22 protein-coding genes and 1 riboswitch are annotated in these 25,445 nt (G+C 73.3%); of the genes, 20 read left to right on the top strand and 2 right to left on the bottom strand.

What is annotated here, in order from left to right; translation table 11 throughout:
- Positions 1 to 31 precede the first annotated feature (31 nt).
- The 14 genes from ACFU3E_RS13725 (at position 32) to cobC (ending at position 17,861) form a co-directional block, all read left to right on the top strand.
- The gene (locus ACFU3E_RS13725) at positions 32 to 253 is read left to right on the top strand and encodes a hypothetical protein (RefSeq protein WP_384156205.1); all 222 of its coding nucleotides are present in this window, start codon (positions 32 to 34) and stop codon (positions 251 to 253) included.
- 117 nt (positions 254 to 370) lie between these two features.
- Positions 371 to 529: riboswitch (cobalamin riboswitch) on the top strand.
- A 99-nt stretch (positions 530 to 628) separates the two neighbouring features.
- Positions 629 to 1,564, top strand: a complete 936-nt coding sequence (locus ACFU3E_RS13730) for a cobalamin biosynthesis protein (protein ID WP_384156208.1) — start codon at positions 629 to 631, stop codon at positions 1,562 to 1,564.
- A 1-nt stretch (position 1,565) separates the two neighbouring features.
- Positions 1,566 to 3,074: a cobyric acid synthase gene (locus ACFU3E_RS13735; RefSeq protein WP_384156211.1), complete on the top strand. Its 1,509-nt coding sequence runs from the start codon at positions 1,566 to 1,568 to the stop codon at positions 3,072 to 3,074.
- On the top strand, positions 3,071 to 6,727 hold the full coding sequence (gene cobN / locus ACFU3E_RS13740) for a cobaltochelatase subunit CobN (protein ID WP_384156214.1): 3,657 nt from the start codon (positions 3,071 to 3,073) through the stop codon (positions 6,725 to 6,727). The genes ACFU3E_RS13735 and cobN overlap by 4 nt, the downstream gene beginning before the upstream one ends.
- On the top strand, positions 6,724 to 8,721 hold the full coding sequence (locus ACFU3E_RS13745) for a putative cobaltochelatase (protein WP_384156217.1): 1,998 nt from the start codon (positions 6,724 to 6,726) through the stop codon (positions 8,719 to 8,721). Before cobN ends, ACFU3E_RS13745 begins: the two co-directional genes overlap by 4 nt.
- Positions 8,721 to 9,320 carry a cob(I)yrinic acid a,c-diamide adenosyltransferase gene (cobO, locus tag ACFU3E_RS13750; protein ID WP_384156220.1) on the top strand — a complete coding sequence of 200 codons (600 nt, stop codon included), beginning with the start codon at positions 8,721 to 8,723 and terminating at the stop codon, positions 9,318 to 9,320. The genes ACFU3E_RS13745 and cobO overlap by 1 nt, the downstream gene beginning before the upstream one ends.
- Positions 9,317 to 10,780, top strand: a complete 1,464-nt coding sequence (locus tag ACFU3E_RS13755) for a cobyrinate a,c-diamide synthase (RefSeq protein WP_384156223.1) — start codon at positions 9,317 to 9,319, stop codon at positions 10,778 to 10,780. The genes cobO and ACFU3E_RS13755 overlap by 4 nt, the downstream gene beginning before the upstream one ends.
- Positions 10,777 to 11,508 carry a precorrin-2 C(20)-methyltransferase gene (cobI, locus tag ACFU3E_RS13760; RefSeq protein WP_248501553.1) on the top strand — a complete coding sequence of 244 codons (732 nt, stop codon included), beginning with the start codon at positions 10,777 to 10,779 and terminating at the stop codon, positions 11,506 to 11,508. The genes ACFU3E_RS13755 and cobI overlap by 4 nt, the downstream gene beginning before the upstream one ends.
- Before the next feature lie 56 nt (positions 11,509 to 11,564).
- Entirely contained in the window at positions 11,565 to 12,383 is an 819-nt protein-coding gene (gene cobM, locus ACFU3E_RS13765) for a precorrin-4 C(11)-methyltransferase (RefSeq protein WP_384156226.1), read from the top strand.
- On the top strand, positions 12,380 to 13,618 hold the full coding sequence (cbiE, locus tag ACFU3E_RS13770) for a precorrin-6y C5,15-methyltransferase (decarboxylating) subunit CbiE (protein WP_384156229.1): 1,239 nt from the start codon (positions 12,380 to 12,382) through the stop codon (positions 13,616 to 13,618). The genes cobM and cbiE overlap by 4 nt, the downstream gene beginning before the upstream one ends.
- Entirely contained in the window at positions 13,615 to 15,306 is a 1,692-nt protein-coding gene (gene cobJ, locus ACFU3E_RS13775; protein WP_384156232.1) for a precorrin-3B C(17)-methyltransferase, read from the top strand. The genes cbiE and cobJ overlap by 4 nt, the downstream gene beginning before the upstream one ends.
- The gene (locus ACFU3E_RS13780; protein WP_384156235.1) at positions 15,303 to 15,890 is read left to right on the top strand and encodes a precorrin-8X methylmutase; all 588 of its coding nucleotides are present in this window, start codon (positions 15,303 to 15,305) and stop codon (positions 15,888 to 15,890) included. The genes cobJ and ACFU3E_RS13780 overlap by 4 nt, the downstream gene beginning before the upstream one ends.
- The gene (locus ACFU3E_RS13785) at positions 15,887 to 16,816 is read left to right on the top strand and encodes a sirohydrochlorin chelatase (RefSeq protein WP_189589933.1); all 930 of its coding nucleotides are present in this window, start codon (positions 15,887 to 15,889) and stop codon (positions 16,814 to 16,816) included. The genes ACFU3E_RS13780 and ACFU3E_RS13785 overlap by 4 nt, the downstream gene beginning before the upstream one ends.
- A complete protein-coding gene (cobC, locus tag ACFU3E_RS13790; RefSeq protein ID WP_384156238.1) occupies positions 16,806 to 17,861 on the top strand; it encodes an Rv2231c family pyridoxal phosphate-dependent protein CobC in 1,056 nt (351 codons plus the stop codon). The genes ACFU3E_RS13785 and cobC overlap by 11 nt, the downstream gene beginning before the upstream one ends.
- Before the next feature lie 13 nt (positions 17,862 to 17,874).
- Here the strand turns inward: cobC and ACFU3E_RS13795 are convergent, their stop codons facing one another.
- On the bottom strand, positions 17,875 to 18,786 hold the full coding sequence (locus ACFU3E_RS13795; protein WP_384156241.1) for an SCO1860 family LAETG-anchored protein: 912 nt from the start codon (positions 18,784 to 18,786) through the stop codon (positions 17,875 to 17,877).
- Positions 18,787 to 18,943: 157 nt separating this feature from the next.
- A complete protein-coding gene (locus ACFU3E_RS13800) occupies positions 18,944 to 20,035 on the bottom strand; it encodes an amidohydrolase family protein (protein ID WP_384156244.1) in 1,092 nt (363 codons plus the stop codon).
- Between the two features lie 134 nt (positions 20,036 to 20,169).
- On the opposite strand from ACFU3E_RS13800, the gene ACFU3E_RS13805 reads away from it, so the two are divergent.
- The 6 genes from ACFU3E_RS13805 to thpD all read left to right on the top strand — a co-directional run bounded on the left by ACFU3E_RS13805 (position 20,170) and on the right by thpD (position 25,419).
- The gene (locus ACFU3E_RS13805) at positions 20,170 to 21,270 is read left to right on the top strand and encodes a pyridoxal-phosphate-dependent aminotransferase family protein (RefSeq protein WP_384156247.1); all 1,101 of its coding nucleotides are present in this window, start codon (positions 20,170 to 20,172) and stop codon (positions 21,268 to 21,270) included.
- A gap of 76 nt (positions 21,271 to 21,346) precedes the next feature.
- Positions 21,347 to 21,883, top strand: coding sequence for a DinB family protein (locus tag ACFU3E_RS13810; protein WP_384156250.1), 537 nt, complete (start codon positions 21,347 to 21,349; stop codon positions 21,881 to 21,883).
- A 345-nt stretch (positions 21,884 to 22,228) separates the two neighbouring features.
- Positions 22,229 to 22,735 (top strand): diaminobutyrate acetyltransferase, encoded by a 507-nt coding sequence (gene ectA / locus ACFU3E_RS13815; RefSeq protein ID WP_384156253.1) that lies wholly within the window; start codon positions 22,229 to 22,231, stop codon positions 22,733 to 22,735.
- A gap of 58 nt (positions 22,736 to 22,793) precedes the next feature.
- Positions 22,794 to 24,065: a diaminobutyrate--2-oxoglutarate transaminase gene (ectB, locus tag ACFU3E_RS13820; protein WP_384156256.1), complete on the top strand. Its 1,272-nt coding sequence runs from the start codon at positions 22,794 to 22,796 to the stop codon at positions 24,063 to 24,065.
- Between the two features lie 39 nt (positions 24,066 to 24,104).
- Positions 24,105 to 24,503, top strand: a complete 399-nt coding sequence (locus ACFU3E_RS13825; RefSeq protein ID WP_031142802.1) for an ectoine synthase — start codon at positions 24,105 to 24,107, stop codon at positions 24,501 to 24,503.
- A 7-nt stretch (positions 24,504 to 24,510) separates the two neighbouring features.
- Positions 24,511 to 25,419: an ectoine hydroxylase gene (thpD, locus tag ACFU3E_RS13830; protein WP_384156259.1), complete on the top strand. Its 909-nt coding sequence runs from the start codon at positions 24,511 to 24,513 to the stop codon at positions 25,417 to 25,419.
- Positions 25,420 to 25,445: the final 26 nt, after the last annotated feature.

Consider the following 25,445-nt stretch of genomic DNA (forward strand, 5'->3'; position numbering starts at 1 on the left):
CGCCGACCGGTAACAAGGAAGAGTCTCCGATATGAAGATCGACTGGGCGTCCCTCGGCTCCGTCTTCGGCATCAGCCTCGTGGTCACCGTGGCCCTCGTCGGCCTGTTCACCCTCGGCATCACCGGCCTGTCCCGCCGCGAGCGGGCGGTGGCGGAAGGCGGGTCCGCCGGGCTCGCGGTCACCGGCGCGTACGCGTGCTTCGCGGCGTGTGCGGCGGCTGTCGGGTACGGGATCTATCTGATCGTGGCCTGAGGGCCCGATCGCACGTCGTGTCCGCCGGGCGGCACGGGACTTGGGTCCCGTGCCGCCCGGTCGCCGTGTGTACCGAAGGGGGCGATGTGGGGTTCTCCACACTCTCCCCTCGCAGGTCAACGGCAAGTTGACGGCGGTTCCCGGCCGTGGTGGACTGCCGGAGCCAGTACGGCGGCAGGAGAGGAAGCCGGTGCGAGTCCGGCGCGGTCCCGCCACTGTCACCGGGGTAGCAATCCCCGGGAGCCAGGAACTCTCACCGCCGGTCTCGTCGAACCAGGGCGTGGACACCCTGAGTGAGGACACATATCGCCATGCGCGGCTGCCGATCGAGGTTCAACACCCCACCCCTGCCTGCCCTCCTGGCCGGCTGAGCCCATGGGTGCCGGTCGCGTCTTCGCGTACGGCGCCGCCGCCGGTCTGATCGGTGACCTGCTGCTCGGTGATCCTCGCCGGGGGCATCCGGTCGCCGCGTTCGGACGGGCCGCGGGTGCCGTGGAACGGGTGTTGTGGCGGGACCACCGCGGGTGGGGCACGCTGCACACCGCCGTGTGCACGGGAGGGGCCGTCGCCCTCGGGTCCGTCGCCGCGCGTGCCGTGCGGACGTCCACCGCCTCCTCCGCCGCGCTGACCGCGGCCGCGACCTGGGCTGTCGTCGGGGGGACTTCACTCGCCCGGGAGGCGCAGGCCATCGGGCGTGCCCTGGAGGCCGGGGACGTCGAGGCGGCCCGGGCCCGGCTGCCGCATCTGTGCGGGCGGGACCCGCAGGCCCTCGATGCCGACGGTATGGCCCGGGCCGTGGTCGAGTCCGTCGCCGAGAACACCTCCGACGCGGTGGTGGGGGCGCTGGTGTGGGGAGCCGTCGGCGGGGTGCCGGGGCTGCTCGGGTTCCGGGCCGTCAACACCCTGGACGCCATGGTCGGGCACAAGTCGGCCCGCTACCGCCGGTACGGGTGGGCCTCCGCGCGGCTGGACGATGTCGCGGGGTGGCCCGGCGCGCGGCTGACCGCCGTGCTCGCCGCGCTGGCCGGGCCGGATCCGCGGGGGGCCGTGCGGGCCTGGCGGGCCGATGCGGCGAAGCATCCGAGTCCCAACGCCGGTCCTGTGGAGGCCTCGTTCGCGGGGGCCCTCGGGGTGCGGCTCGGCGGGACGCTCTCGTACGGCGGGCGGGTGGAGCACCGGCCCGTGCTGAACACACAGGGGCGTGCCGTCGGTACGCACGACGTCGCACGGGCCGTGCGGCTGTCGAGGCGCGTCACCTGGCTCGCGCTCGGGGCGTGCGCCGGTGCGCGGTTGCTGAAGAGGGGGAAATGACATGAGCGGTGGGCTTCTCGTCGCCGGTACCACCTCCGACGCCGGCAAGAGCGTCGTGACCGCCGGGATCTGCCGGTGGCTGGTGCGGCAGGGCGTCAAGGTCGCGCCCTTCAAGGCGCAGAACATGTCCCTGAACTCCTTCGTGACCAAGGAGGGGGCCGAGATCGGCCGCGCGCAGGCCATGCAGGCGCAGGCCTGCCGGGTCGAGCCGACCGCGCTGATGAATCCCGTGCTGCTCAAGCCCGGTGGCGAGCAGAGCAGCCAGGTCGTGCTGCTGGGCAAGCCGGTCGGGGAACTGAGCGCCCGCGGGTACCACGGCGGCCGGCAGCAGCACCTGCTCGGGACGGTGCTGGACTGCCTGGAGCAGTTGCGGGGCACGTATGACGCGGTGATCTGTGAGGGGGCCGGTTCTCCCGCCGAGATCAATCTGCGGCGGACGGACATCGTGAACATGGGGATCGCCCGTAACGCCGGGCTGCCCGTGCTCGTCGTCGGCGACATCGACCGGGGCGGTGTGTTCGCCTCGTTCTTCGGGACGGTGGCGCTGCTGTCGCCCGAGGACCAGCGGTGCGTCGCCGGGTTCCTCGTCAACAAGTTCCGCGGGGACGTCTCCCTGCTGGAGCCGGGCCTCGACATGCTGCACGGGCTCACCGGGCGGCGGACGTACGGCGTGCTGCCGTTCCGGCACGGGCTCGGGATCGACGAGGAGGACGGCCTCAGAGTCTCCCTGCGGGGGGCCGTGCGGGAGTCCGTCGTCGCCCCGCCCGTCGGCGAGGACGTGCTGCGGGTCGCGGTGTGTGCCGTGCCGCTCATGTCCAACTTCACCGACGTGGACGCCCTGGCCGCCGAACCGGGGGTCGTGGTGCGGTTCGTGGACCGGCCGGAGGAGCTGTCCGACGCCGACCTCGTCATCGTGCCCGGCACCCGCGGGACGGTCCGCGCCCTGGAGTGGCTGCGCGAGCGGGGGCTCGCCGACGCCCTGGTCCGCAGGGCCGCCGAGCAGCGGCCCGTCCTCGGCATCTGCGGCGGCTTCCAGATCCTCGGCGAGCACATCGAGGACGACGTCGAGAGCCGCAGGGGCCATGTCGACGGACTCGGGGTCCTGCCCGTGCGGGTGCGGTTCGCCCGCGAGAAGACCCTCACGCGGCCGGTGGGCGAGGCCCTCGGGGAACGTGTGGAGGGCTACGAGATCCACCACGGGGTCGCCGACGTCATCGGCGGAGCACCCTTCCTGAACGGCTGCCGGGTCGGCCAGACCTGGGGCACGCACTGGCACGGCTCACTGGAGTCGGACGGCTTCCGGCGGGCCTTTCTGCGCGAGGTGGCGGCCGCCGCGGGCCGCCGCTTCGTGCCCGCGCCGGACACCTCGTTCGCCGCGCTGCGCGAGGAGCAGCTCGACCGGCTCGGCGACCTGATCGAACAGCACGCGGACACGGACGCGCTGTGGCGGCTCATCGAGTCCGGCGCGCCGCAAGGACTGCCCTTCATTCCACCGGGAGCGCCCGCATGAGCACAGTGTTGTTGTTGTCGACCGCCGACACGGACCTGCTGGCGGCCCGGGCCGCCTCCGGTGCCGACTACCGGATCGGCAACCCGACCCGCGTGGACGTCCGGGAGGAGCTTCCGGCCCTGCTGGACGGGGCGGACATCGCCGTCGTCCGGCTGCTCGGCGGCAAGCGGGCCTGGGAGGACGGGCTCGCCGCGCTGAAGGCCTCCGGCATCCCCACCGTGCTGCTCGGCGGCGAGGCCGTGCCGGACGCGGAGTTGATGGCCGAGTCGTCCGTCCCGGCCGGTGTCGTGGCCGAGGCGCTGAAGTACCTCGTGGAGGGCGGGCCGGAGAACCTCACCGAACTCGCCCGGTTCCTCTCCGACACCGTGCTGCTGACGGGCGAGGGGTTCGTCGAGCCGCGGAAGATGCCGGAGTACGGCGTCCACGGCGAGCGCGCCCTCGTTCAGGGCCGTCCGACCGTCGGCGTACTCTTCTACCGGGCCCACGAGCTGAGCGGCAACACCGCCTTCGTGGACACCCTGTGCGACGCGATCGAGGCGCGGGGCGCCAACGCGCTGCCCGTGTACTGCGGTTCGCTGCGCGGGGCGGACGCGGGGCTGTACGAGATCCTCGGGCAGGCGGACACCCTGGTCGCCACCGTCCTCGCCGCCGGCGGCACGCACGCCTCGCAGGCCTCGGCCGGCGGTGACGAGGAGGCCTGGGACATCGGCGCCCTCGCCGAGCTGGACATCCCCGTGCTGCAGGGCCTGTGCCTGACGTCCTCGCGGCAGGCCTGGGAGGACTCGGACGCCGCCCTCTCCCCCATGGACGCCGCGATGCAGGTGGCGATCCCGGAGTTCGACGGGCGCCTGATCACCGTGCCGTTCTCCTTCAAGGAGCAGGGCCCGGACGACGTGCCCGTCTACGTCGCCGACCCGGAGCGGGCCGCGCGCGTCGCCGGCATCGCCGTACGGCACGCGCGGCTGAAGCACAAGGAGAACGCCGAGAAGAAGCTCGCGCTGGTCTTCACCGCGTACCCGACCAAGCACTCGCGGGTCGGCAACGCGGTCGGGCTCGACACCCCGGCCTCGGCGGTGCGGGTGCTGGACGCGCTGCGGGACGCCGGGTACGTCGTCGAGGGGCATCCGGACGAGGGTGACGAGCTGATCCACCGGCTCATCAGCGCCGGCGGGCACGACGTGGAGTGGCTGACGGAGGAGCAGCTGGCCGCCGCGCCCGCGCGGGTGCCGCTGGCGGACTACCGGGCGTGGTTCGAGAAGCTCGACCCGGAGCTCAAGGACGCCATGACCGAGGCGTGGGGCGAGCCGCCGGGGAACCTCTACACCGACGGCGACGACATCGTGCTGGCGTCCCTGCAGTTCGGGAACGTCGTCGTGATGATCCAGCCACCCCGCGGCTTCGGCGAGAACCCGATCGCGATCTACCACGACCCGGACATGCCGCCGTCCCACCACTACATGGCGGCCTACCGGTGGCTGGAGAACAGTTTCGGCGCGGACGCCATCGTCCACATGGGCAAGCACGGCACCATGGAGTGGCTGCCGGGCAAGGGCCTCGGGCTCAGCGGGGGGTGCGCCCCGGACGCGGTCCTCGGGGACCTGCCGCTGATCTACCCGTTCATCGTCAACGACCCGGGCGAGGGCACCCAGGCCAAGCGGCGTGGGCACGCCACGGTCGTCGACCACCTCGTGCCGCCGATGGCCCGCGCCGACACCTACGGCGACCTGGCCAAGCTGGAGCAGCTCCTCGACGAGTACGCGCTCGTCTCCGACCTGGACCCGGCGAAGGCCCCGACCGTGCGCGCCCAGATCTGGACGCTGGTCAAGGCGGCCGAACTCCACCACGACCTGCATGTCGACGAGCAGCCGGACGACGAGGCGTTCGACGAGTTCGTCATGCACATCGACGGCTATCTGTGCGAGATCAAGGACGTGCAGATCCGCGACGGGCTGCACATCCTGGGCGGCGGGCCGGTCGCCGAACCGCGCGTCAACCTCGTGCTGGCCGTGCTGCGCGCCTCGCAGGTGTGGGGCGGGCAGGCCAACGCGCTGCCGGGGCTGCGGGCGTCGCTGGCGCTGCACTTCGGGCTGGTGGAGAAGGAGCTGCTGGCCGAGCCGGGCGCTCCGGTGAAGGTGCCGGTGGAGCTGACGGACCTGGTGGACGGCCCGTCGCGCAGCGCCGCCGACGCGATCGACCTGCTGGAGCAGCTGTGCCGGCGGATCGCGGAGGGCATGGAGGAGCGCGGCTGGGCGGTCGCCGAGAGCGCACCCCTGGTCCGGGAGGTCCTCGGCACCGAACTGCCCGACGCCGTAGCCGTGCTGGAGTTCGCCTGCAGCGAGGTCGTGCCCCGGCTGGAGAAGACCACCGACGAGATCGGGCACATCCTGCGGGCGCTGAACGGCGGCTACGTCCCGGCCGGTCCCTCGGGTTCACCGACCCGCGGGCTCGTCAACGTCCTGCCGACGGGCCGGAACTTCTACTCCGTCGACCCCAAGGCCATTCCGTCCCGGCTGAGCTGGGAGGTCGGGCAGTCGCTCGCGGACTCGCTGGTGCAGCGGTATCTGCAGGACACCGGCGAGTACCCCACGTCCGTCGGACTGACGGTGTGGGGCACCTCGGCGATGCGCACCCAGGGCGACGACATCGCCGAGATCCTGGCGCTGCTGGGCTGCCGGCCGGTGTGGGACGACGCCTCGCGGCGCGTGACCGGGTTCGAGGTGATCCCCCTGGCGGAGCTCGGCCGGCCGCGCATCGACGTGACGGTCCGCATCTCGGGCTTCTTCCGGGACGCGTTCCCGCACGTGGTGGGGTTGATCGACGACGCCGTGCGCACGGTCGCCGACCTGGACGAGCCGGCCGAGTCCAACTACGTCCGGGCGCACGCCGACCAGGACACCGCCGAGCACGGGGACCGCCGCCGGGCCACCGCCCGCATCTTCGGCTCCAAGCCGGGGGCGTACGGGGCCGGTCTGCTGCCACTGATCGACGCCCGCAACTGGCGCTCCGACGCGGACCTCGCCGAGGTGTACGCGGTGTGGGGCGGCTACGCCTACGGCCGGGGGCTCGACGGGCGGGCCGCGCGCGGCGACATGGAGACGGCGTTCAAGCGGATCGCCGTCGCCGCGAAGAACGTCGACACCCGTGAGCACGACCTCGTCGACGCCGACGACTACTTCCAGTACCACGGCGGCATGGTCGCCATGGTGCGGCATCTGACGGGCACGAGCCCCGAGGCGTACGTCGGTGACTCGGCCACCCCGGACCAGGTGAAGACCCGCACGCTCGGCGAGGAGACGCACCGCGTCTTCCGCGCCCGGGTGGTCAACCCGCGCTGGATGGCGGCGATGCGGCGGCACGGTTACAAGGGCGCCTTCGAGATGGCGGCGACCGTGGACTACCTGTTCGGCTACGACGCCACGGCCGGGGTCGTGGACGACTGGATGTACGAGAAGCTCAGCGCCGAGTACGTCTTCGACCCGGAGAACCGGGACTTCATGAAGAAGTCCAACCCCTGGGCGCTGCGCGGCATCACCGAGCGGCTGCTGGAGGCCGCAGAGCGCGGACTGTGGGCCGAGCCGGACGCGGAGACGCTGGAACGGCTGCGGGCCACCTACCTGGAACTCGAAGGCGACTTGGAGGGCGACGAGAAGTGACCACCCCCTTTCCGTTCACGGCCGTCGTGGGCCAGGACGACCTGCGGCTCGCGCTGCTGCTGAACGCGGTGTCACCGGCGGTCGGCGGTGTGCTGGTGCGCGGCGAGAAGGGCACGGCCAAGTCGACGGCGGTGCGGGCGCTGTCGGCGCTCATGCCCACGCTGGACGTCGTCTCCGGCTGCCGCTTCTCCTGCGACCCCGGCTCCCCCGACCCCGGCTGCCCGGACGGGCCGCACGAGCCGGGGGCGTTCGAGACCCGGGCCGCGCGCATGGTCGAACTGCCCGTCGGCGCCTCCGAGGACCGGCTGGTGGGCGCGCTGGACATCGAGCGGGCCCTCTCGGAGGGCGTGAAGGCCTTCGAGCCGGGCCTGCTGGCCGACGCGCACCGCGGGATCCTCTACGTCGACGAGGTCAACCTCCTCCACGACCACCTGGTGGACCTGCTCCTGGACGCGGCCGCGATGGGCGCCTCGTACGTCGAACGCGAGGGCGTCTCCGTACGGCACGCGGCCCGCTTCCTGCTCGTCGGCACGATGAACCCCGAAGAGGGCGAACTGCGACCGCAGTTGCTCGACCGGTTCGGGCTGACCGTGGAGGTCGCGGCCTCGCGGGAGCCGGACCAGCGGGTGGAGGTCGTCAGGCGGCGCCTGGCCTACGACGACGACCCGGCCGGGTTCGCCGGGCACTGGGCCGAGGAGGAGGCCGCCGTGCGGGCGCGGATCGTCGCCGCGCGGGAGCTGCTGCCGTCCGTGCGGCTGGGCGACGGGGCGCTGCGGCAGATCGCGGCGACCTGTGCGGCCTTCGAGGTCGACGGCATGCGCGCCGACATCGTGATGGCGCGCACCGCCACCGCGCTGGCGGCCTGGGCCGGGCGCACCGACGTGCTCGCGGAGGACGTACGGCAGGCGGCGCTGCTCGCGCTGCCGCACCGGCGGCGGCGCAACCCCTTCGACGCGCCGGGTCTCGACGAGGACAAGCTCGACGAGACCCTGGAGGAGTTCGGCGGCTCGGACGACGACGACCCGGATCCGGACCCCGGCCCTGACGGGCCCGGCGGGGGCGGCGGACAGCCGGAGCCCGACGACGCGCCGCAGGGCGACGGCGACACCGGCGCCCGGCCGGAGGCCGGTGAGGACGGGCAGCCGCAGCCCTCGGGGGGCGGCGAGCAGTCGGCCGCACGGGCTTCCGAGCCGTTCCGCACCAAGGTGCTGAGCGTGCCCGGGATCGGCGAGGGCGCCGCCGGGCGGCGTTCGCGTGCGCGGACCGAGCACGGGCGGACGACCGGGGCCCGTCGGCCGCGGGGCGCGCTCACCAAGCTGCACCTGGCGGCGACCGTGCAGGCCGCGGCGCCGCACCAGCGGGCTCGCGGGCGGTCCGGGCCGGGCCTGGTGGTGCGCCGGGACGATCTGCGGCAGGCCTCCCGCGAGGGGCGCGAGGGCAATCTCGTGCTGTTCGTCGTGGACGCCTCCGGGTCGATGGCGGCACGGCAGCGGATGAGCGCCGTGAAGGGCGCCGTGCTGTCGCTGCTGCTGGACGCCTACCAGCGGCGCGACAAGGTGGGTCTGGTGACCTTCCGCGGCTCGGGCGCGGACGTCGCGCTGCCGCCGACCTCGTCGGTGGACGCGGCGGCGGCCCGGCTGGAGACGCTGCCGACCGGCGGGCGCACGCCGCTCGCCGCGGGGCTGCTGCGGGCGCACGACGTGCTGCGCGTGGAGCGGCTGCGCGATCCCGCGCGGCGGCCCCTGGTCGTGCTGGTGACGGACGGTCGGGCCACCGGCGGCCCGGAGCCGGTCGCCCTGGCCGGGCGTGCGGCGCGGCTGTTCGCGGCCGACGGGGTCGCCTCGGTCGTCGTGGACTGCGAGTCGGGGCCGGTGCGGCTGGGGCTCGCCGGGCAGCTCGCGGGTGAACTGGGCGGTACGGCGGTGACATTGGACGAGCTGCGGGCGGACAGCATCGCCGGGCTCGTGCAGGACGTGCAGAGGAGGGCCGCGTAATGCCGCAGGGACAGCCGAGTGTGGTGCCGGACGACGGGCTGACCACACGGCAGCGCCGGAACCGGCCGCTGGTCGTCGTGCACACGGGCGTCGGCAAGGGCAAGTCCACCGCCGCGTTCGGGCTCGCGCTGCGGGCCTGGAACCAGGGGTGGCCGATCGGGGTGTTCCAGTTCGTCAAGTCGGCGAAGTGGAAGGTCGGCGAGGAACGGGCGCTGCGGGTGCTCGGGGACTCCGGCGAGGGCGGGTCCGTCGCCTGGCACAAGATGGGCGAGGGCTGGTCCTGGGTGCAGCGCGACGCCCAGATGGACAACGAGGAGAAGGCCCGGGAGGGCTGGGAGCAGGTCAAGCGGGACCTGGCCGCCGAGACGTACCAGCTGTACGTGCTGGACGAGTTCGCCTACCCGATGCACTGGGGGTGGGTCGACACCGATGAGGTGGTCGACGTCCTGCGGAACCGGCCCGGCACCCAGCATGTCGTGATCACCGGGCGGAACGCGCCCGGGAAGCTCGTGGACTTCGCCGATCTCGTGACCGACATGTCCAAGGTCAAGCACCCGATGGACGTGGGCCAGAAGGGCCAGAGGGGCATCGAGTGGTGAGTGCTTCCGTCCCTCGGCTGGTCATCGCCGCGCCCTCGTCGGGCAGCGGCAAGACCACCGTCGCCACGGGGTTGATGGCCGCGTTCGCCGCGCGGGGGCTCGCCGTGTCCCCGCACAAGGTCGGGCCGGACTACATCGACCCCGGGTATCACGCGCTCGCGACCGGGCGGGTGGGACGGAACCTCGACGCGTACCTGTGCGGGCCCGACCTGGTCGGGCCGCTGTTCCTGCACGGGGCACGGGGGTGCGACATCGCCGTCGTCGAGGGCGTGATGGGGCTGTACGACGGGGCCGCGGGTGAGGGCGAACTCGCGTCCACGGCTCATGTCGCGAAGCTGCTGCGGGCGCCGGTGGTGCTGGTCGTCGACGCGTCGTCGCAGTCGCGGTCGGTGGCGGCGCTGGTGCACGGGTTCGCGTCGTGGGATCCGGAGGTGCGGGTCGGGGGCGTGATCCTGAACAAGGTCGCCTCGGACCGGCACGAGGAGTTGCTGCGGGAGGCGCTTGAGCAGGCGGGGGTGCCGGTGCTGGGTGTCTTGCGGCGGGCTGCGCAGGTGGACACGCCGTCGCGGCATCTGGGGCTGGTGCCGGTCGCCGAGCGGCACGCTGCCGCGGTGGAGGCCGTGGCGGCGATGGCCGCACAGGTCTCCGACGGGTGCGATCTGGACGCGTTGACCGGGCTGGCGCGGAGTGCGGGAGCGTTGTCGGGGGCGGCTTGGGATGCGGCCGAGGTCGTCTCCTCGCCCCCGCCGCCCCTGCCCTTCCCGTCCTCCAGGGGCTTCGCCCCTTCGCCCCCGCCGGGGGGCTCCGCCCCCCGGGCCCCCGGTCGGCCCGAAGGGCCTCGTCCTCAAGCGCCGGACAGGCCGGTGGTCGCCGTTGCCGGGGGTGAGGCGTTCACCTTCTCCTATGCCGAACACACCGAACTCCTCGCCGCCGCCGGTGCCGACGTGGTGGCCTTCGATCCGCTGCGGGACGAGGAACTGCCCGAAGGGACGAGCGGGCTGGTGATCGGGGGCGGATTCCCCGAGGTGTACGCCACCGAGCTGTCCGCCAACGCGCCCCTGCGCAAGGCCGTCGCCGGGCTGGCGGAGAGCGGCGCTCCCGTTGCCGCCGAGTGTGCCGGGCTGCTGTATCTGTGCCGGGAGCTGGACGGGCTGCCGATGTGCGGGGTGCTGGACGCCGGGGCACGGATGACCGAGCGGCTCACTCTGGGCTACCGGGACGCCGTGGCCGTGGGCGACAGTGTGCTCGCGGCGGCCGGGACCCGGCTGCGGGGCCACGAGTTCCACCGGACCGTCGTGGAGCCCGGCTCGGGGGCGGAGCCCGCCTGGGGGGTCCGCAACCCCCGGCCGCGGGTCGAAGGTTTCGTACAGCGCGGTGTGCACGCGAGCTATCTGCACACGCACTGGGCGTCCGAGCCCGGTGTCGCCCGTCGGTTCGTGGAGAGGTGCCGGACGTCATGAGCAGCAGGCTGGTCGGAGTCGGGGTGGGGCCCGGGGATCCGGAGCTGGTGACCGTGAAGGGCGTGAACGCCCTGCGGGCGGCCGATGTCGTGGTGGTCCCCGTGATGGACAGCGGGGAGCGCGGCCGGGCCGAGGCGACGGTGCTGCACTACGTGCCCGAGGAGAAGGTCGTCCGGGTGGTGTTCGCGCTGAACGAGCGCAGCGACCGGGGGCGGCGCGAGGCCGCCTGGGACGCGGCCGGGGAGCGGGTCGCCGCGTTGCTGCGGCAGCACCCGTCGGTGGCCTTCGCGACCATCGGGGACCCCAACGTCTACTCGACCTTCACCTACCTCGCGCAGACCATCGCCGAGCTGGTGCCGGGGACCGTCGTCGAGACCGTGCCCGGGATCACCGCCATGCAGGACCTCGCCGCCCGGTCGGGTGCCGTGCTGACCGAGGGCACCGAGCCGCTCACGCTCGTGCCCGTCACCGCCGGGGCGGCCGTGCTGAAGGACGCCCTGGCCGGGCCCGGGACCGTGGTCGCCTACAAGTTCGGGCGGCAGGCGCACGAGGTCGCCGAGGCGCTGCGGGAGACCGGTCGGCTCGCCGACGCCGTGTGGGGGTCGGCGCTCGGACTGCCGGAGGAGTCCGTGCGTCCGGCCGCCGAGCTCGACGACGCGCCCCTGCCCTATCTGTCGACGCTCATCGCACCCGCCCGGCGCGACGGCGGACGGGGCGGAAAGCTCTGACGCGTCCGCCCCTCACCCCGCCCCCGTTCCACCCCCTGTACGAGAGGACCCATCCCATGGCCGACGCCCCCGCCGGCAAAGTGACCTTCGTCGGTGCCGGCCCCGGCGCCGCCGACCTGCTGACGTTCCGCGCCGCGCGCGCCATCGCCGAGGCCGACGTCGTGATCTGGGCGGCCAGCCTGGTCCAGGAGGAGGTCCTCGAGCACGCCCGCGAGGACGCGGAGATCCTCGACTCGGCGACCATGTCCCTGGAGGACGTCGTCGCCGTGTACGAGCGGGCCCGCGCCGAGGGACTCAAGGTCGCCCGTATCCATTCCGGTGACCCGGCCCTGTGGGGCGGCACGCAGGAGCAGGTCGACCGCTGTGCCGGGATCGGGATCGCGACCGAGATCGTGCCCGGGGTGTCCTCCTTCTCGGCCGTCGCGGCGCTCGCCCGGCGCGAGCTGACCATCCCCGAGGTCGCGCAGTCGGTCGTGCTGACCCGGCTCGGCGGCGGCAAGACGCCCATGCCGCCCGGGGAGGAGGTCCGGGAGTTCGCCAAGCACGGCACCACCATGGCGGTGTTCCTGTCCGCCGCCCGCAGCGGGCAGCTCGTGCGGGAGCTGCTGGAGGGCGGCTACCCGACGACGACCCCGGTCGTGGTGGCGTACCAGGCGACCTGGCCGGAGGAGCTGATCGTGAAGTGCACGATCGGCACGCTGGAGGAGACGGTCAAGGAGCACAAGCTCTGGAAGCACACCCTGTTCCTGGTCGGCCCGGCGCTCGACGCGCACGGCACGCGCTCGCACCTGTACCACCCGGGTCACTTCCACGGCTACCGCAAGGCCGACCCGGAGGCCCGCAGAGCCCTGCGTGAACGGGGTGCCAGTACATGATCACCGTGGTCGGGACCGGCACCGGGGTCCCGGTGGGCGAGGACGTCCTGGCCGGGGCCGGGCTGGTCGTCGGCGGGCGGCGGCATCTGGACTCCGTACGGCTGCCGGAGACGGCCGGGCGGATCGTGCTCGGGCCGCTGGCGCCCGCCCTCGACGCCGTCGAACGGCAGCTCGGCGAGGGCGGCCGGGTCGTCGTGCTGGCGTCCGGGGATCCGGGGTTCTTCGGGATCGTGCGGGCGCTGGCCGAGCGGTTCGGGCCGGAGCGGCTGGATGTGCGGCCCGGGGTGTCGTCGGTCGCCGCCGCGTTCGCGCGGATCGGGCTGCCGTGGGACGACGCCGTGGTGGTGAGCGCCCACGGGCGGGAACTGCGGACGGCCGTCAACGTGTGCCGGGCGCAGGCGAAGACGGCCGTGCTGACCGGGCCGGGCGCGGGTCCGGCGGAGCTGGGTGCCGCGCTGCGGGACGCGGCGCGGGTGCTGGTCGTCGCGTCGGGGCTCGGCTCGGACGCGGAGCGCGTGGAGCGGGTGACGCCCGCCGAGGCCGCCGCCCGGGACTGGGGCACGGCGGTGAACGTCGTGCTGTGCCTGGACCAGGCGCGGGCGCTCGGCCCTGTGCGGACGGTCGCGGGGCCCGGTGAGCGGCCCGCCGGCTGGGCCCTTCAGGAGGCGGAGTTCGCCCACCGGGACTCGATGATCACCAAGTTCGAGGTGCGGGCGCTGGCCCTGGCCCGGCTGGGGCCGCGCCCGGGCGACCTGGTGTGGGACGTGGGCGCGGGCTCGGGGTCCGTGGCCGTGGAGTGCGCGCGGCTGGGTGCGGCCGTCACCGCCGTGGAGAAGACCGCGGACGGGGCGGAGCGGGTCCGCGCCAACGCCGCCGCGCACGGTGTGGACGTGCGGGTGGTGCGCGGCGCGGCACCGGACGCGCTGGCGGATCTCGCCGAGGCCCCGGACGCGGTGTTCGTGGGGGGTGGCGGGCGCGAACTGCCCGCGATCGTCGCCGCGTGTGCGCGGCGTGCCCGGCGCACGGTGGTCGTCGCCATGGCGGCGCTCGACCGGGTACCGGCCGCGCGTGAGGCCCTGACGAGCGCCGGTCTCACCTGCGACGGCGTGCTGCTGCAGTCGTCGCGGCTCGCGCCGCTGCCGGGTCAGGTGACCCGGCTCGCGGCGGCCAACCCCGTTTTCCTGCTGTGGGGCGTCCGGCCTCCGGCAGCCGTCGAAGAAGGAGTTGCTCAGTGATCGGCCTCATTTCCGCCACCGCGGCGGGAGCGGCTGCGCGGGACCGGCTGGCCGCCGCGTGGCCGGACCGCACGCGTGTGTACGAGGGTCCCGTCGGGGACGCCGTACGGGCCGCGTTCGCGCAGTGCGAGCAGCTCGTGTGCTTCCTGGCGACGGGGGCGGTGGTGCGGCTGGTGGCACCGCTGCTGTCCGGCAAGACCGAGGACTCGGGCGTGGTGTGCGTCGACGAGGGCGGGCGGTTCGCCGTGTCCCTGCTGGGCGGACACACGGGCGGGGCCAATGAACTGGCCCGCGAGGTGGGCGACCTGCTGGGCGCCGAGCCGGTCGTCACGACGGCCACGGACGCCGTGGACCTGCCGGGCCTGGACACCCTCGGCCTGCCCGTGGAGGGCGATGTCGCCGGGGTGTCGCGGGCCCTGCTGGACGGCGAGGGCGTGGCGCTGCGGGCCGAGGTGGCCTGGCCGCTGCCGCCGCTGCCGACGGTGGCCGAGGGGGCGTACACGATCCGGCTCACCGACCGGCTCGTGGAGGCCGCCGGGCGCGAGGTGGTGCTGAGGCCGCCGACGCTGGCCGTCGGGGTCGGGGCGTCGAAGGGTGCGCCTGTCGAGGAGGTCCTGGGGCTGGTCGAGGACGCCCTGCGCGAGGCCGGGCTGTCCGTCGCGTCCGTCGCCGAACTGGCCACCGTCGACGCCAAGGCCGGGGAGCCCGGCATCGTCGAGGCCGCCCGGCGGCTCGGTGTGCCCCTGGTGACGTACCCGGCCGCGGAGTTGGCCGGGGTCGACGTGCCCCATCCGTCCGACGCGCCGCTCGCGGCCGTCGGGACCCCGTCCGTGGCGGAGGCCGCCGCGCTCGTCGGCGGGGGCGAACTGCTCGCCCCCAAGCGGAAGTCGGCCGCGAACCCGGCGATGGCGACCTGTGCCGTCGTCCGGCGGCCGGGGCGCGGGCGGCTCGCGGTGGTCGGGCTCGGGCCCGGCGCGCGGGACCTGCTGACGCCGCGCGCGAAGGCCGAACTGCGGCGCGCTTCGGTGCTCGTGGGGCTCGACCAGTACGTCGACCAGATCCGCGATCTGCTGCGGCCCGGCACCCGGATCCTGGAGTCGGGGCTCGGGGCCGAGGAGGAGCGGGCGCGCACGGCCGTCGCGGAGGCCCGCGAGGGGCAGGCCGTCGCGCTGATCGGCAGCGGGGACGCGGGCGTCTACGCCATGGCCTCCCCCGCGCTGGCCGAGGCCTCCGACGACATCGACGTGGTCGGTGTGCCCGGTGTGACGGCGGCGCTCGCGGCCGGCGCGATCCTGGGCGCCCCGCTGGGCCACGACCACGTGTCGATCAGCCTGTCCGACCTGCACACGCCGTGGGAGGTCATCGAGCGGCGCGTGCGGGCGGCGGCCGAGGCGGACATCGTGGTCACCTTCTACAACCCGCGCTCGCGCGGCCGCGACTGGCAGCTCCCCAAGGCGCTGGGCATCCTCGCCGAGCACCGGACACCGGCGACGCCGGTCGGTGTCGTGCGCAACGCCTCGCGGCCGGACGAGTCCAGCCGGCTCACGACGCTGGGCTCCCTCGATCCGGCGACGGTCGACATGATGACGGTCGTGACCGTGGGCAACACGGCGACCCGGGACATCGCGGGGCGCATGGTGACGCCGCGCGGCTACCGCTGGCAGGCAGCGCAGGAGGGCGCCGAGTGAACCGCGTCGTTCATCCGATCGAGGAGGAGTCCTACCGGCGCCTGCGGGCCCGGCTGGACACCTCGCACTTCCCGCCGCTGACCAGGGCGGTCGTGGAGCGGGTCATCCACTCCGCCGCCGACCTCGACTACGCCACCGACCTCGTCATGGCCGAGGCCGACCTGGCGAAGGCGCACGCGGCGCTGCACGCCGGCGCGCCCGTGGTCGTGGACGTGGAGATGGTCGGCGCCGGGATCACCCGGCGCGAGACCGTCTGCCGCCTGAAGGACGCCGAGTCCGGGCCCGGGCTGACCCGTTCCGCGCACGCGATCCGGCTCGCCCACGAGCAGGTCGGCCCCGGTGCCCTCTGGGTGATCGGCAACGCGCCGACCGCGCTGGAGGAGCTGCTGACCCTCGACGCGCGCCCCGCGCTCGTCATCGGACTGCCCGTCGGTTTCGTCGGAGCCGTCGAATCGAAGGCCGCGCTGCGCGAGAGCGGACTGCCCGCCGTGAGCAACGTGTCCGAGAAGGGCGGGTCGGCGGTCGCCGCCGCCGCGCTCAACGCCCTGCTGTACCACCCCACTTCCGCCGAGGAGAAACTGTGACCACCCCGCCCGCCCTGCTCATCGCCGGCCACGGCACCCGGGACGACGCCGGAGCCGAGGCGTTCCGCGACTTCGTACGGCGGCTGGGGGCCCGGCACCCCGAACTGCCCGTCGCGGGCGGCTTCATCGAGCTGTCCCCGCCGCCGCTGGGCGAGGCCGTCACCGAGCTGGTGGAGCAGGGCGTGCGCCGGTTCGCCGCCGTCCCGCTGATGCTGGTGTCCGCCGGGCACGCCAAGGGCGACATCCCGGCGGCCCTGGCCCGCGAGAAGGAGCGGCACCCGGGCATCTCGTACACGTACGGGCGTCCGCTCGGCCCGCATCCGGCGCTGCTGAACGTGCTGGAGCGGCGGCTGGACGAGGCCCTGGGGTCGGCGGGCCGCACGCCCGGGGACCGGGCCGACGTGACGGTGCTGCTGGTCGGGCGCGGCTCCACGGACCCGGACGCCAACGCCGAGGTGCACAAGGCGGCCCGGCTGCTGTGGGAGGGGCGCGGGTACGCGGGTGTCGAGACGGCGTTCGTGTCGCTGGCCGCGCCGGACGTGCCGAGCGGGCTCGACCGCTGTGTGCGGCTGGGTGCCCGCCGCATCGTGGTCCTCCCCTACTTCCTGTTCACGGGCATCCTGCCGGACCGGGTGCGGCACCAGACGGAGGGCTGGGCGGCCGCCCACCCGGAGGTCGAGGTGCTCTCGGCCGATGTCATCGGGCCGGAGCCGGAGCTGCTGGACCTGGTCTGGGAGCGGTACGAGGAGGCCGTCAAGGGCGATCTGCGGATGAACTGCGACTCGTGCGTGTACCGCATCGCGCTGCCGGGCTTCGAGGACAAGGTCGGCATGCCGCAGCAGCCGCACTTCCACCCGGACGACGACGACCATCACCACGGGCACGGGCACGGGCACCACCACGGTGCTCACTCGCATGCGCACTGAGAGCGGGCACGATCTGCGCCACCACGGGGACGCGGAGGTCCGGGACGACGGCGGCTCGCTCGTCGACCTCGCCGTGAACGTCCGCGCTGACACGCCGCCGGTCTGGCTGCGGGAGCACATCGCCGCGTCCCTGGGCGGGCTCGCGGCCTACCCGGACGGGCGTGCCGCGCGGGCTGCGGTGGCTTCGCGGCACGGGCTGCCGGTGGAACGGGTGCTGCTGACGGCGGGCGCGGCGGAGGCGTTCGTGCTGCTGGCGCGGGCGCTGAAAGTGCGGCGGCCGGTCGTCGTGCATCCCCAGTTCACGGAGCCGGAGGCGGCGCTGCGGGACGCGGGGCACACGGTCGGCCGGGTGCTGCTGCGGGAGGCGGACGGTTTCCGGCTGGACCCGTCGGCCGTCCCCGAGGACGCGGACCTGGTGGTGATCGGCAACCCGACGAACCCGACGTCGGTGCTGCACCCGGCGGACGCGATCGCCGGACTCGCCCGGCCCGGGCGGGTGCTGGTGGTGGACGAGGCGTTCATGGACGCGGTGCCGGGCGAGCGCGAGGCCCTGGCCGGCCGCGTCGACGTGCCGGGCCTGGTGGTGCTGCGCAGCCTGACCAAGACGTGGGGGCTGGCCGGTCTGCGGATCGGGTACGCGCTGGCGGCGCCGCAGACCGTCGAGGAGCTCCAGCGTGCGCAGCCGCTGTGGCCGGTGTCGAGCCCGGCGCTGGCCGCGGCCGAGGCGTGCGTGGGGCCGCGGGCGGTGGCGGAGGCGGCCCACGCGGCGCACCGCGTCGCGGCGGACCGCGCGCACCTGCTGGCCGGCCTCGACCGCTTCGCCCCGGCCGGGCTGCGGGTCGCCGGGCCCGCGCAGGGCCCGTTCGTCCTGGTGCGCCTGCCACGGGCGGCCGCCGTCCGCCGGCGCCTGCGCGACCTCGGCTACGCGGTGCGGCGCGGGGACACGTTCCCCGGGCTGGACGAGGAGTGGCTGCGGCTGGCGGTGCGGGACCGCAGGACGACCGACGGCTTTCTGCGGGCGCTGGAGCGGGCACTGACGGACTGACGCCGCCGGTGGGTCAGCCCCGGCGGCGGGCCAGGGCCACCGCTCCCCCGCCCGCGGCGAGCAGAGCGATCGCGGCGCCCACGAGGTACGGCGTGGTCGAGCTGCCGCCCGTCTGGGCCAGGCCCGCGTCCGCGGGCGCTCCCTGCGGTTCGACGGCGGCGGGCGGGGCGGACGGCTCGGCCGGGGGCTGTGCGGCGGCCTCGGGCCGCGGTGTTCCGCAGGTCGCCTCGGCCAGGGTGACGGTGCCGTCGACCTCGGCGACGTTCAGCTTCAACGGGTTGACGGACACCTTGAGTTCGAGTGCGGTGGCGGCGGCTGTCCGGGCCGTGGTCCGGGTGCTGGAGAGGTCCAGGCGTACGTCGCCGACGCCCGGCACCTTGACGTCCGTCGGGCCCCCGGCGGTGAGGGCCACGCGCTTGCCGAGCACGGTCACCGCGCCGGGCAGGCCGGTCGTGGCGACCGGCTTCTTCCCGACCTCGCAGGTGGCCCTGGCGGTGGCCTTCTCGACCTCGATCAGCGACAGCAGTGGCAGGCCGGGGACGTGCAGGCGGGCGTGGGCCAGGGTCGTGGTCCCCTCGGCCTTCGTGGCGGTTGCCGTGGCTCTCGCCTCGGCCACCTCCGCGCGCAGCACGCTGAAGGGCCGGCCAGCGTCCACCGCGTCGAGGGAGGCCGTCAGCGTGGTCTTCTCGGCGCTCCGCGGGGCCTGGACGTCATTGAGGGAGACGGTGAGGGGGACGTCCACCGACTTGTTCAGCAGGGACACCTCCAGCCCGGTGCGCAGGACGACGGCGCTCGCGCGGCCGTGGTCGCCGGTGGCGTGCGCCGGGCTCACGCCGGTCAGTGCCAGGGGCCCGGCGGCGAGGGCCGTGGCGGTCGCGACGGTCGCCAGCCGGCGTGCGGGCATGCGGAAGGAAGGGCTGTTCACGGTGGGGACTCCAGGAGAGACAGGCTCGGGACCCGGAAAGAATCGCCGCACCGGGCGTACGGCGTCAGCGATCTGCCGCCGCTTCACTCCAACGTGGCGAGACCGTGGATCCATTCGAATCCACCGGCACAGGCGTTCCCCGCCGTCACCCGCGCGGCTACCCGACCACGCGCCCGTTCAGCACCACCCGGCGCGGCGCCGTCAGCACCCGTACGTCGGCCCGTGGGTCCTCGTCGTAGACGACGAGGTCGGCCGGGGCGCCCTCGTCCAGGCCGGGGCGGCCCAGCCAGGCGCGGGCCGTCCAGGTGCCCGCGGCGAGGGCCTCGACGGGCGGGATGCCCGCGGTGACGAGCTCGCCGACCTCCGCCCCGGCCAGGCCGTGGGCGAGGCCGCCGCCGGCGTCGGTGCCGACGAAGACGGGGATCCCGGCGTCGTAGGCGTTCCGGACGGTGTCGTAGCGGCGTTCGTGGAGCCGGCGCATGTGGGCCGACCAGCGGGGGAACTTGCTCTCGCCGCCGTCCGCGAGCTGCGGGAAGGTGGCGATGTTGACCAGGGTGGGGACGATGGCCACGCCCCGCTCGGCGAACAGCGGGACGAGGTCCTCGGTCAGGCCCGTCGCGTGTTCGATGCAGTCGATGCCCGCCTCGACGAGGTCCCTGAGGGAGTCCTCCGAGAAGCAGTGCGCGGTCACGCGGGCGCCCAGGCGGTGGGCCTCGGCGATCGCCGCCTCGACGGCCTCGCGGGGCCAGCAGGCCGACAGGTCGCCGAGGTCGCGGTCGATCCAGTCGCCGACCAGCTTGACCCAGCCGTCGCCGCGCCGGGCCTCCTGGGCGACGTAGGCGACCAGGTCCTCCGGCTCGATCTCCCAGGCGTAGTTGCGGATGTAGCGGCGGGTGCGGGCGATGTGCCGCCCGGCGCGGATGATCTTCGGCAGGTCCTCGCGGTCGTCGATCCAGCGGGTGTCGGAGGGCGACCCGGCGTCGCGGATGAGCAGCGTGCCCGCCTCCCGGTCGGTCAGGGCCTGCTTCTCGGCGACGTCCTCAGGGACCGGGCCGTGCCGGTCGAGTCCGACGTGGCAGTGCGCGTCGACGAGGCCGGGCAGGGCCCAGCCGACGACCGTGCGGACGTCACGGGCGCCGGCGGGACGGTCGTAGGAGACGCGGCCGTCGACCACCCACAGGTCGTCCCGGACGTCCTCGGGTCCGACGAGCACCCGGCCCTTCACGTGCAGCACCGCCTGATCGCTCATGCACCGCACCTTAGTAAGCCGGCCGCCGGACCTCGAAGGGGGCCGGTGTCCGCGGGCCTCGCCGCGCAGGGGGCCGAAGGCCGCCGGTTACCCTCGATGCGATCGAACCTGCTGTGAGTGAAGAGAGCATTGCCGTGACGCATCCGCTTCTGGACCTGGCCCCGCTCGGCGCGGACCGCTTCGCCGCGATCGAGGACCGTGTGGCACGGCTGCTGAGCACCGGACAGGACGTCGTGATCATGCAGGGCGAGGCGCTGCTGCCGCTGGAGGGCTCGATCCGTGCCGCGGCCGGTCCGGGCACGACGGCGCTGAACGTCATCACGGGGCCGTACGGGCAGACCTTCGGCGACTGGCTGCGGGACTGCGGCGCCACGGTCATCGACCTGCCGGTGCCCTTCCACACGGCGGTCACGGCCGAGGAGATCCACCAGGCCTTCGCCGAGCACCCGGGCATCGACTTCGTGTCCCTGGTACACGCGGAGGCCGCCACCGGCAACACCAACCCGGTCGCGGAGATCGGCGAGGTCGTGCGGGCGCACGGGGCGCTGTTCTACCTGGACGCCGTGGCGTCCATCGGAGCCGAGCCGGTGCTGCCGGACGCGTGGGGCGTGGACCTGTGCGTGATCGGAGCGCAGAAGGCGATGGGCGGTCCGGCCGGGGTGTCGGCGGTGTCGGTGAGCGAGCGGGCCTGGGCGCGGATGGCGGCGAACCCCGAGGCGCCGCGCAGGTCGTACCTGTCGCTCCTCGACTGGAAGGAGCGGTGGATCGACGGCGGCCGCAAGGCGCTGCTGCACGCGCCGGCGCAGCTGGAGATGCTGGCGCTGGAGGCCTGTGTGGAGCGCATCGAGGCGGCCGGCCTCGAAGCCTTGATGACCCGGCACGCGTCCGCCGCGGCGGCGACCCGGGCCGGGGCGGTCGCGCTGGGTGGCGGACTGGAGCCGTACGTGGCCGAGGCACGGGACGCGGCGCCGGTCGCCACGACGCTGCGGACGCCGTCCGGGGTGGTGGCCTCGGAGCTGGTCCGGCGCGCGCTGGAGGCGGATCCGGCGGTGCCGCTGGCCGCGGGCGGGGGCGCGCTGGCCAAGGAGATGATCCGGGTCAACCACTACGGCGCGGAGGCGACGCCGGGGGCGGTGCGGGCGAGTCTGGCGGCGCTGGGCGTGGCACTCTCCGAGCAGGGGCTGCCGGTGGAGGTGGAGGCGGCGCTGCGGGCCGTCGAGGAGGCGTGGCGGTAGCCCTCGGCCGAGGTGCGCCGGACCACCGGAACCGAGTACCGGCATCAATGTCAGTGCCCCGTGCCATGCTCCCCGCATGACTGCCGACGCATCCGCTGACACCCCCGCCCTCCCCGACGGCCGCCCCGTCCCCCGCCTCACGGGCGACGAGCGGGCCATGCTCGAGAGCTGGCTGGACTTCCACCGGGCCACGCTGGAGCTGAAGTGCGCCGGGCTCGACGACGCGCAGGTGCGGATCGCGGCGGCCGAGCCGTCCTCGCTGACCCTGCTCGGTTTGGTGCAGCATCTCGCCGAGGTCGAGCGGAACTGGTTCCAGCGGGTGGCCGGCGGGCTCGCCGTACCGTCCCTGTTCGAGGACGCGACCGGCTACACCCTGGATCCGGGGCGCGGGCTCACCGAGGCACTCGGGATCTGGCGGCAGGAGATCGCGCGAGGCCGGGAGCTGTGCGCCGGGCTGCCGCTGGACCACATCGGGCGGGTGGCCGAGGGGCCGGTGCCCGGGATGGAGGTCAGCCTGCGCTGGGTGCTCATCCACATGATCGAGGAGTACGCACGGCACAACGGTCACGCCGATCTCCTGCGGGAGCGCATCGACGGAGTGACCGGGGCCTGAATTCCACCTGCTATCCGAGACATCTCACATGTAAGCTGGCACACAATTAAGAAGTCGAATTCCCTCAAGAATAGCTTCCCGTCTTCTTCTGCCCGCTTTTTTCGGTCCTAAACGCACTGATTTTGAGGACCTGCCGCGAGGTAATTCTGGCGGATCTTGCACGGGTTACAAGGGTGTGACGCGTTACACATCGCGCCCGCTATGCCCGGTATTACCGGGACAATATCGGGCATTGCGCCGCCTGTGGGCACGATGCCTCGCGCTCGCGCGATAACACAGGTGTGGCTCATACGTAACCCCCATAGGCGATGCAATTTTGAATTTCGCTGGGTAAATTTATTTCGCATGACTGCCGTACAAGCAGATCCGCTAATCGACCGCCCGACGGTGGCTGACGGAGCCGCGCTCTGGCGGATGGCGAAGGACTCGAAGGTTCTCGACCTGAACTCGTCCTACAGCTATCTGCTGTGGTGCCGCGACTTCGCCGCCACATCGGCCGTCGCCCGTGACGAGCACGGCGAGCCGATGGGCTTCATCACCGGGTACGTGCGGCCGGACAGCCCGCGCACCCTGCTGGTCTGGCAGGTGGCGGTGGACGAGGCCCACCGCGGGCGGGGACTGGCCGCCGCACTCCTCGACGGCCTCGTCGCACGGACCGTGGCCGAGCGCGGGGTGACGACGGTGGAGACCACCATCACCCCGGGCAACACGGCCTCGGAGCGCCTGTTCACGTCGTTCGCCGAGCGTCACGGCGCGCGGCTGGAGCGCGAGGTGCTGTTCGACACGGGGCTGTTCCCCGACGGGCCGCACGACGCAGAGGTGCTGTACCGCATCGGCCCGCTGCCCCACTGAGACTTCCCGCCCCACCCCACTCCCGCAGACTTTCCCACGTACCGAGGAGCGATTCGTCGTGACCATCACCCAGCCCGACCTGAGCGTCTTCGAGACCGTCGAGTCCGAGGTGCGCAGCTACTGCCGCGGCTGGCCCACCGTCTTCGACCGTGCGGTGGGCAGCCGCATGTACGACGAGGACGGCCATGAGTACCTCGACTTCTTCGCCGGAGCGGGGTCACTGAACTACGGGCACAACAACCCCGTCCTGAAACGCGCGCTGATCGACTACCTGGAGCGGGACGGCGTCACGCACGGGCTCGACATGTCGACCACGGCCAAGCGCACGTTCCTGGAGGCCTTCCAGAACCTGCTGCTGCGCCCGCGCGACCTGCCGTACAAGGTCATGTTCCCGGGCCCGACCGGCACCAACGCCGTGGAGGCCGCGCTGAAGCTGGCGCGGAAGGTGAAGGGGCGCGAGTCGATCGTGTCGTTCACCAACGCCTTCCACGGCATGTCGCTGGGCTCGCTGGCCGTGACCGGCAACGCCTTCAAGCGGGCCGGCGCCGGTATCCCGCTGGTGCACGGCACCCCGATGCCGTTCGACAACTACTTCGACGGCACGGTCGAGGACTTCCTGTGGTTCGAGCGGCTCCTGGAGGACCAGGGCTCGGGCCTCAACAAGCCGGCCGCCGTGATCGTCGAGACCGTGCAGGGCGAGGGTGGCATCAACGTGGCCCGGCCCGAGTGGCTGCGTGCCCTGTCGGAGCTGTGCGAGCGGCAGGACATGCTGCTGATCGTCGACGACATCCAGATGGGCTGCGGCCGTACCGGGGCGTTCTTCTCCTTCGAGGAGGCGGGCATCACGCCGGACATCGTCACCGTGTCCAAGTCGATCAGCGGTTACGGCATGCCCATGGCGCTGTGCCTGTTCAAGCCCGAGCTCGACGTCTGGGAGCCCGGCGAGCACAACGGCACCTTCCGCGGCAACAACCCCGCGTTCGTCACGGCCACCGCGACCCTGGAGACGTACTGGGCCGACGGTTCCGCGATGGAGAAGCAGACCCGCAAGCGCGGCGAGCAGGTCGAACAGGCCATGATCTCCATCACCGAGGAGAACCTGGCCGACGTCAAGGAGTACCGGGGCCGCGGCCTGGTGTGGGGCCTGGAGTTCCACGACAAGGAGCGTGCCGGCAAGGTCGCCAAGCGCGCCTTCGAGCTCGGACTGCTCATCGAGACGTCCGGCCCGGAGAGCGAGGTCGTGAAGCTGCTCCCGGCACTCACCATCACGCCCGAGGAACTGGACGAGGGCCTCAGCATGCTGGCCCGCGCCGTCCGAGAGACCGCCTGACCCACCGAGCACCACCCATCTAGGAGGCATCGCAGCACCGTGATTGTCCGTTCGTTCAAGGAGATCGAAGGTACCGACCGGCACGTGAAGGCGGCGTCCGGTACGTGGGAGAGCAAACGCATCGTCCTCGCCAAGGAGAAGGTCGGTTTCTCCCTGCACGAGACGGTCCTGTACGCGGGTACGGAGACGTCGATGTGGTACGCGAACCACATCGAGGCCGTCGTCTGCGTGGAGGGCGAGGCCGAGCTGACCGACCACGAGACCGGGCAGAAGCACACCATCACGCCCGGCACCATGTACCTCCTGGACGGGCACGAGAGGCACACGCTGCGGGTGAAGCAGGACTTCCGCTGCCTCTGCGTGTTCAACCCGCCCGTGACCGGCCGGGAGGACCACGACGAGAACGGCGTATACCCGCTGCTCACCGAGGAGGTGTGACGTTTCCATGACCGCCACCACCGACACCACCACCGGTATCCCCGACCTCTACCCCAGTCGCGGCGCCACCGAGGTGCTCACCCCGCGCCAGGACCCGGTCGTCTGGGGCGCGCCCGACGCCCCCGGCCCGGTCGCGCCGGCCGATCTGCTGTCCTTCGAGCGCGACGGCTTCCTGGCCATCGACGAGCTCATCGGCGCGGACGAGGTCGCCGTCTACCGGGACGAGCTGAACCGGCTGGTGAACGACCCGGACATCCGTGCCGACGAGCGGTCGATCGTCGAGCCGCTGTCCAAGGAGATCCGCTCGGTCTTCGAGGTGCACAAGATCAGCGAGGTGTTCGCCAGGCTGGTCCGTGACGAGCGGGTCGTCGGCCGGGCGCGGCAGATCCTCGGCTCGGACGTGTACGTCCACCAGTCGCGGATCAACGTCAAGCCGGGGTTCGGCGCCAGTGGCTTCTACTGGCACTCGGACTTCGAGACGTGGCACGCCGAGGACGGTCTGCCGCGGATGCGCACGGTGTCGGTCTCGATCGCGCTGACCGAGAACCACGACACCAACGGCGGGCTCATGATCATGCCGGGGTCGCACAAGACGTTCCTCGGGTGCGCGGGGGCCACGCCGAAGGACAACTACAAGAAGTCGCTGCAGATGCAGGACGCGGGCACGCCCTCGGACGAGGCGCTGACCCAGCTCGCCTCGCAGCACGGCATCAAGTTGTTCACGGGCAAGGCCGGTTCGGCGACGTGGTTCGACTGCAACTGCATGCACGGTTCCGGCGACAACATCACGCCGTTCCCGCGCAGCAACGTGTTCATCGTGTTCAACAGCGTGGAGAACACGGCGGTGGAACCCTTCGCGGCGCCGGTGCGGCGGCCGGAGTTCATCGGGGCGCGGGACTTCACGCCGGTGAAGTGACCGTGTGACGCAGCTGCCGGGTGGGG

Source organism: Streptomyces sp. NPDC057424, from assembly GCF_042803315.1.
In the GTDB taxonomy this organism is placed as follows: Bacteria; Actinomycetota; Actinomycetes; order Streptomycetales; family Streptomycetaceae; genus Streptomyces.

Coding starts and splice junctions, on each gene's coding strand:
- ACFU3E_RS13725 (WP_384156205.1), top strand. CDS start 32: ATGAAGATCGACTGGGCGTCCCTCGGCTCCGTCTTCGGCATCAGCCTC.
- ACFU3E_RS13730 (WP_384156208.1), top strand. CDS start 629: ATGGGTGCCGGTCGCGTCTTCGCGTACGGCGCCGCCGCCGGTCTGATC.
- ACFU3E_RS13735 (WP_384156211.1), top strand. CDS start 1,566: ATGAGCGGTGGGCTTCTCGTCGCCGGTACCACCTCCGACGCCGGCAAG.
- cobN (WP_384156214.1), top strand. CDS start 3,071: ATGAGCACAGTGTTGTTGTTGTCGACCGCCGACACGGACCTGCTGGCG.
- cobO (WP_384156220.1), top strand. CDS start 8,721: ATGCCGCAGGGACAGCCGAGTGTGGTGCCGGACGACGGGCTGACCACA.
- cobI (WP_248501553.1), top strand. CDS start 10,777: ATGAGCAGCAGGCTGGTCGGAGTCGGGGTGGGGCCCGGGGATCCGGAG.
- cobM (WP_384156226.1), top strand. CDS start 11,565: ATGGCCGACGCCCCCGCCGGCAAAGTGACCTTCGTCGGTGCCGGCCCC.
- cbiE (WP_384156229.1), top strand. CDS start 12,380: ATGATCACCGTGGTCGGGACCGGCACCGGGGTCCCGGTGGGCGAGGAC.
- cobC (WP_384156238.1), top strand. CDS start 16,806: ATGCGCACTGAGAGCGGGCACGATCTGCGCCACCACGGGGACGCGGAG.
- ACFU3E_RS13800 (WP_384156244.1), bottom strand. CDS start 20,035: ATGAGCGATCAGGCGGTGCTGCACGTGAAGGGCCGGGTGCTCGTCGGA.
- ACFU3E_RS13810 (WP_384156250.1), top strand. CDS start 21,347: ATGACTGCCGACGCATCCGCTGACACCCCCGCCCTCCCCGACGGCCGC.
- ectA (WP_384156253.1), top strand. CDS start 22,229: ATGACTGCCGTACAAGCAGATCCGCTAATCGACCGCCCGACGGTGGCT.
- thpD (WP_384156259.1), top strand. CDS start 24,511: ATGACCGCCACCACCGACACCACCACCGGTATCCCCGACCTCTACCCC.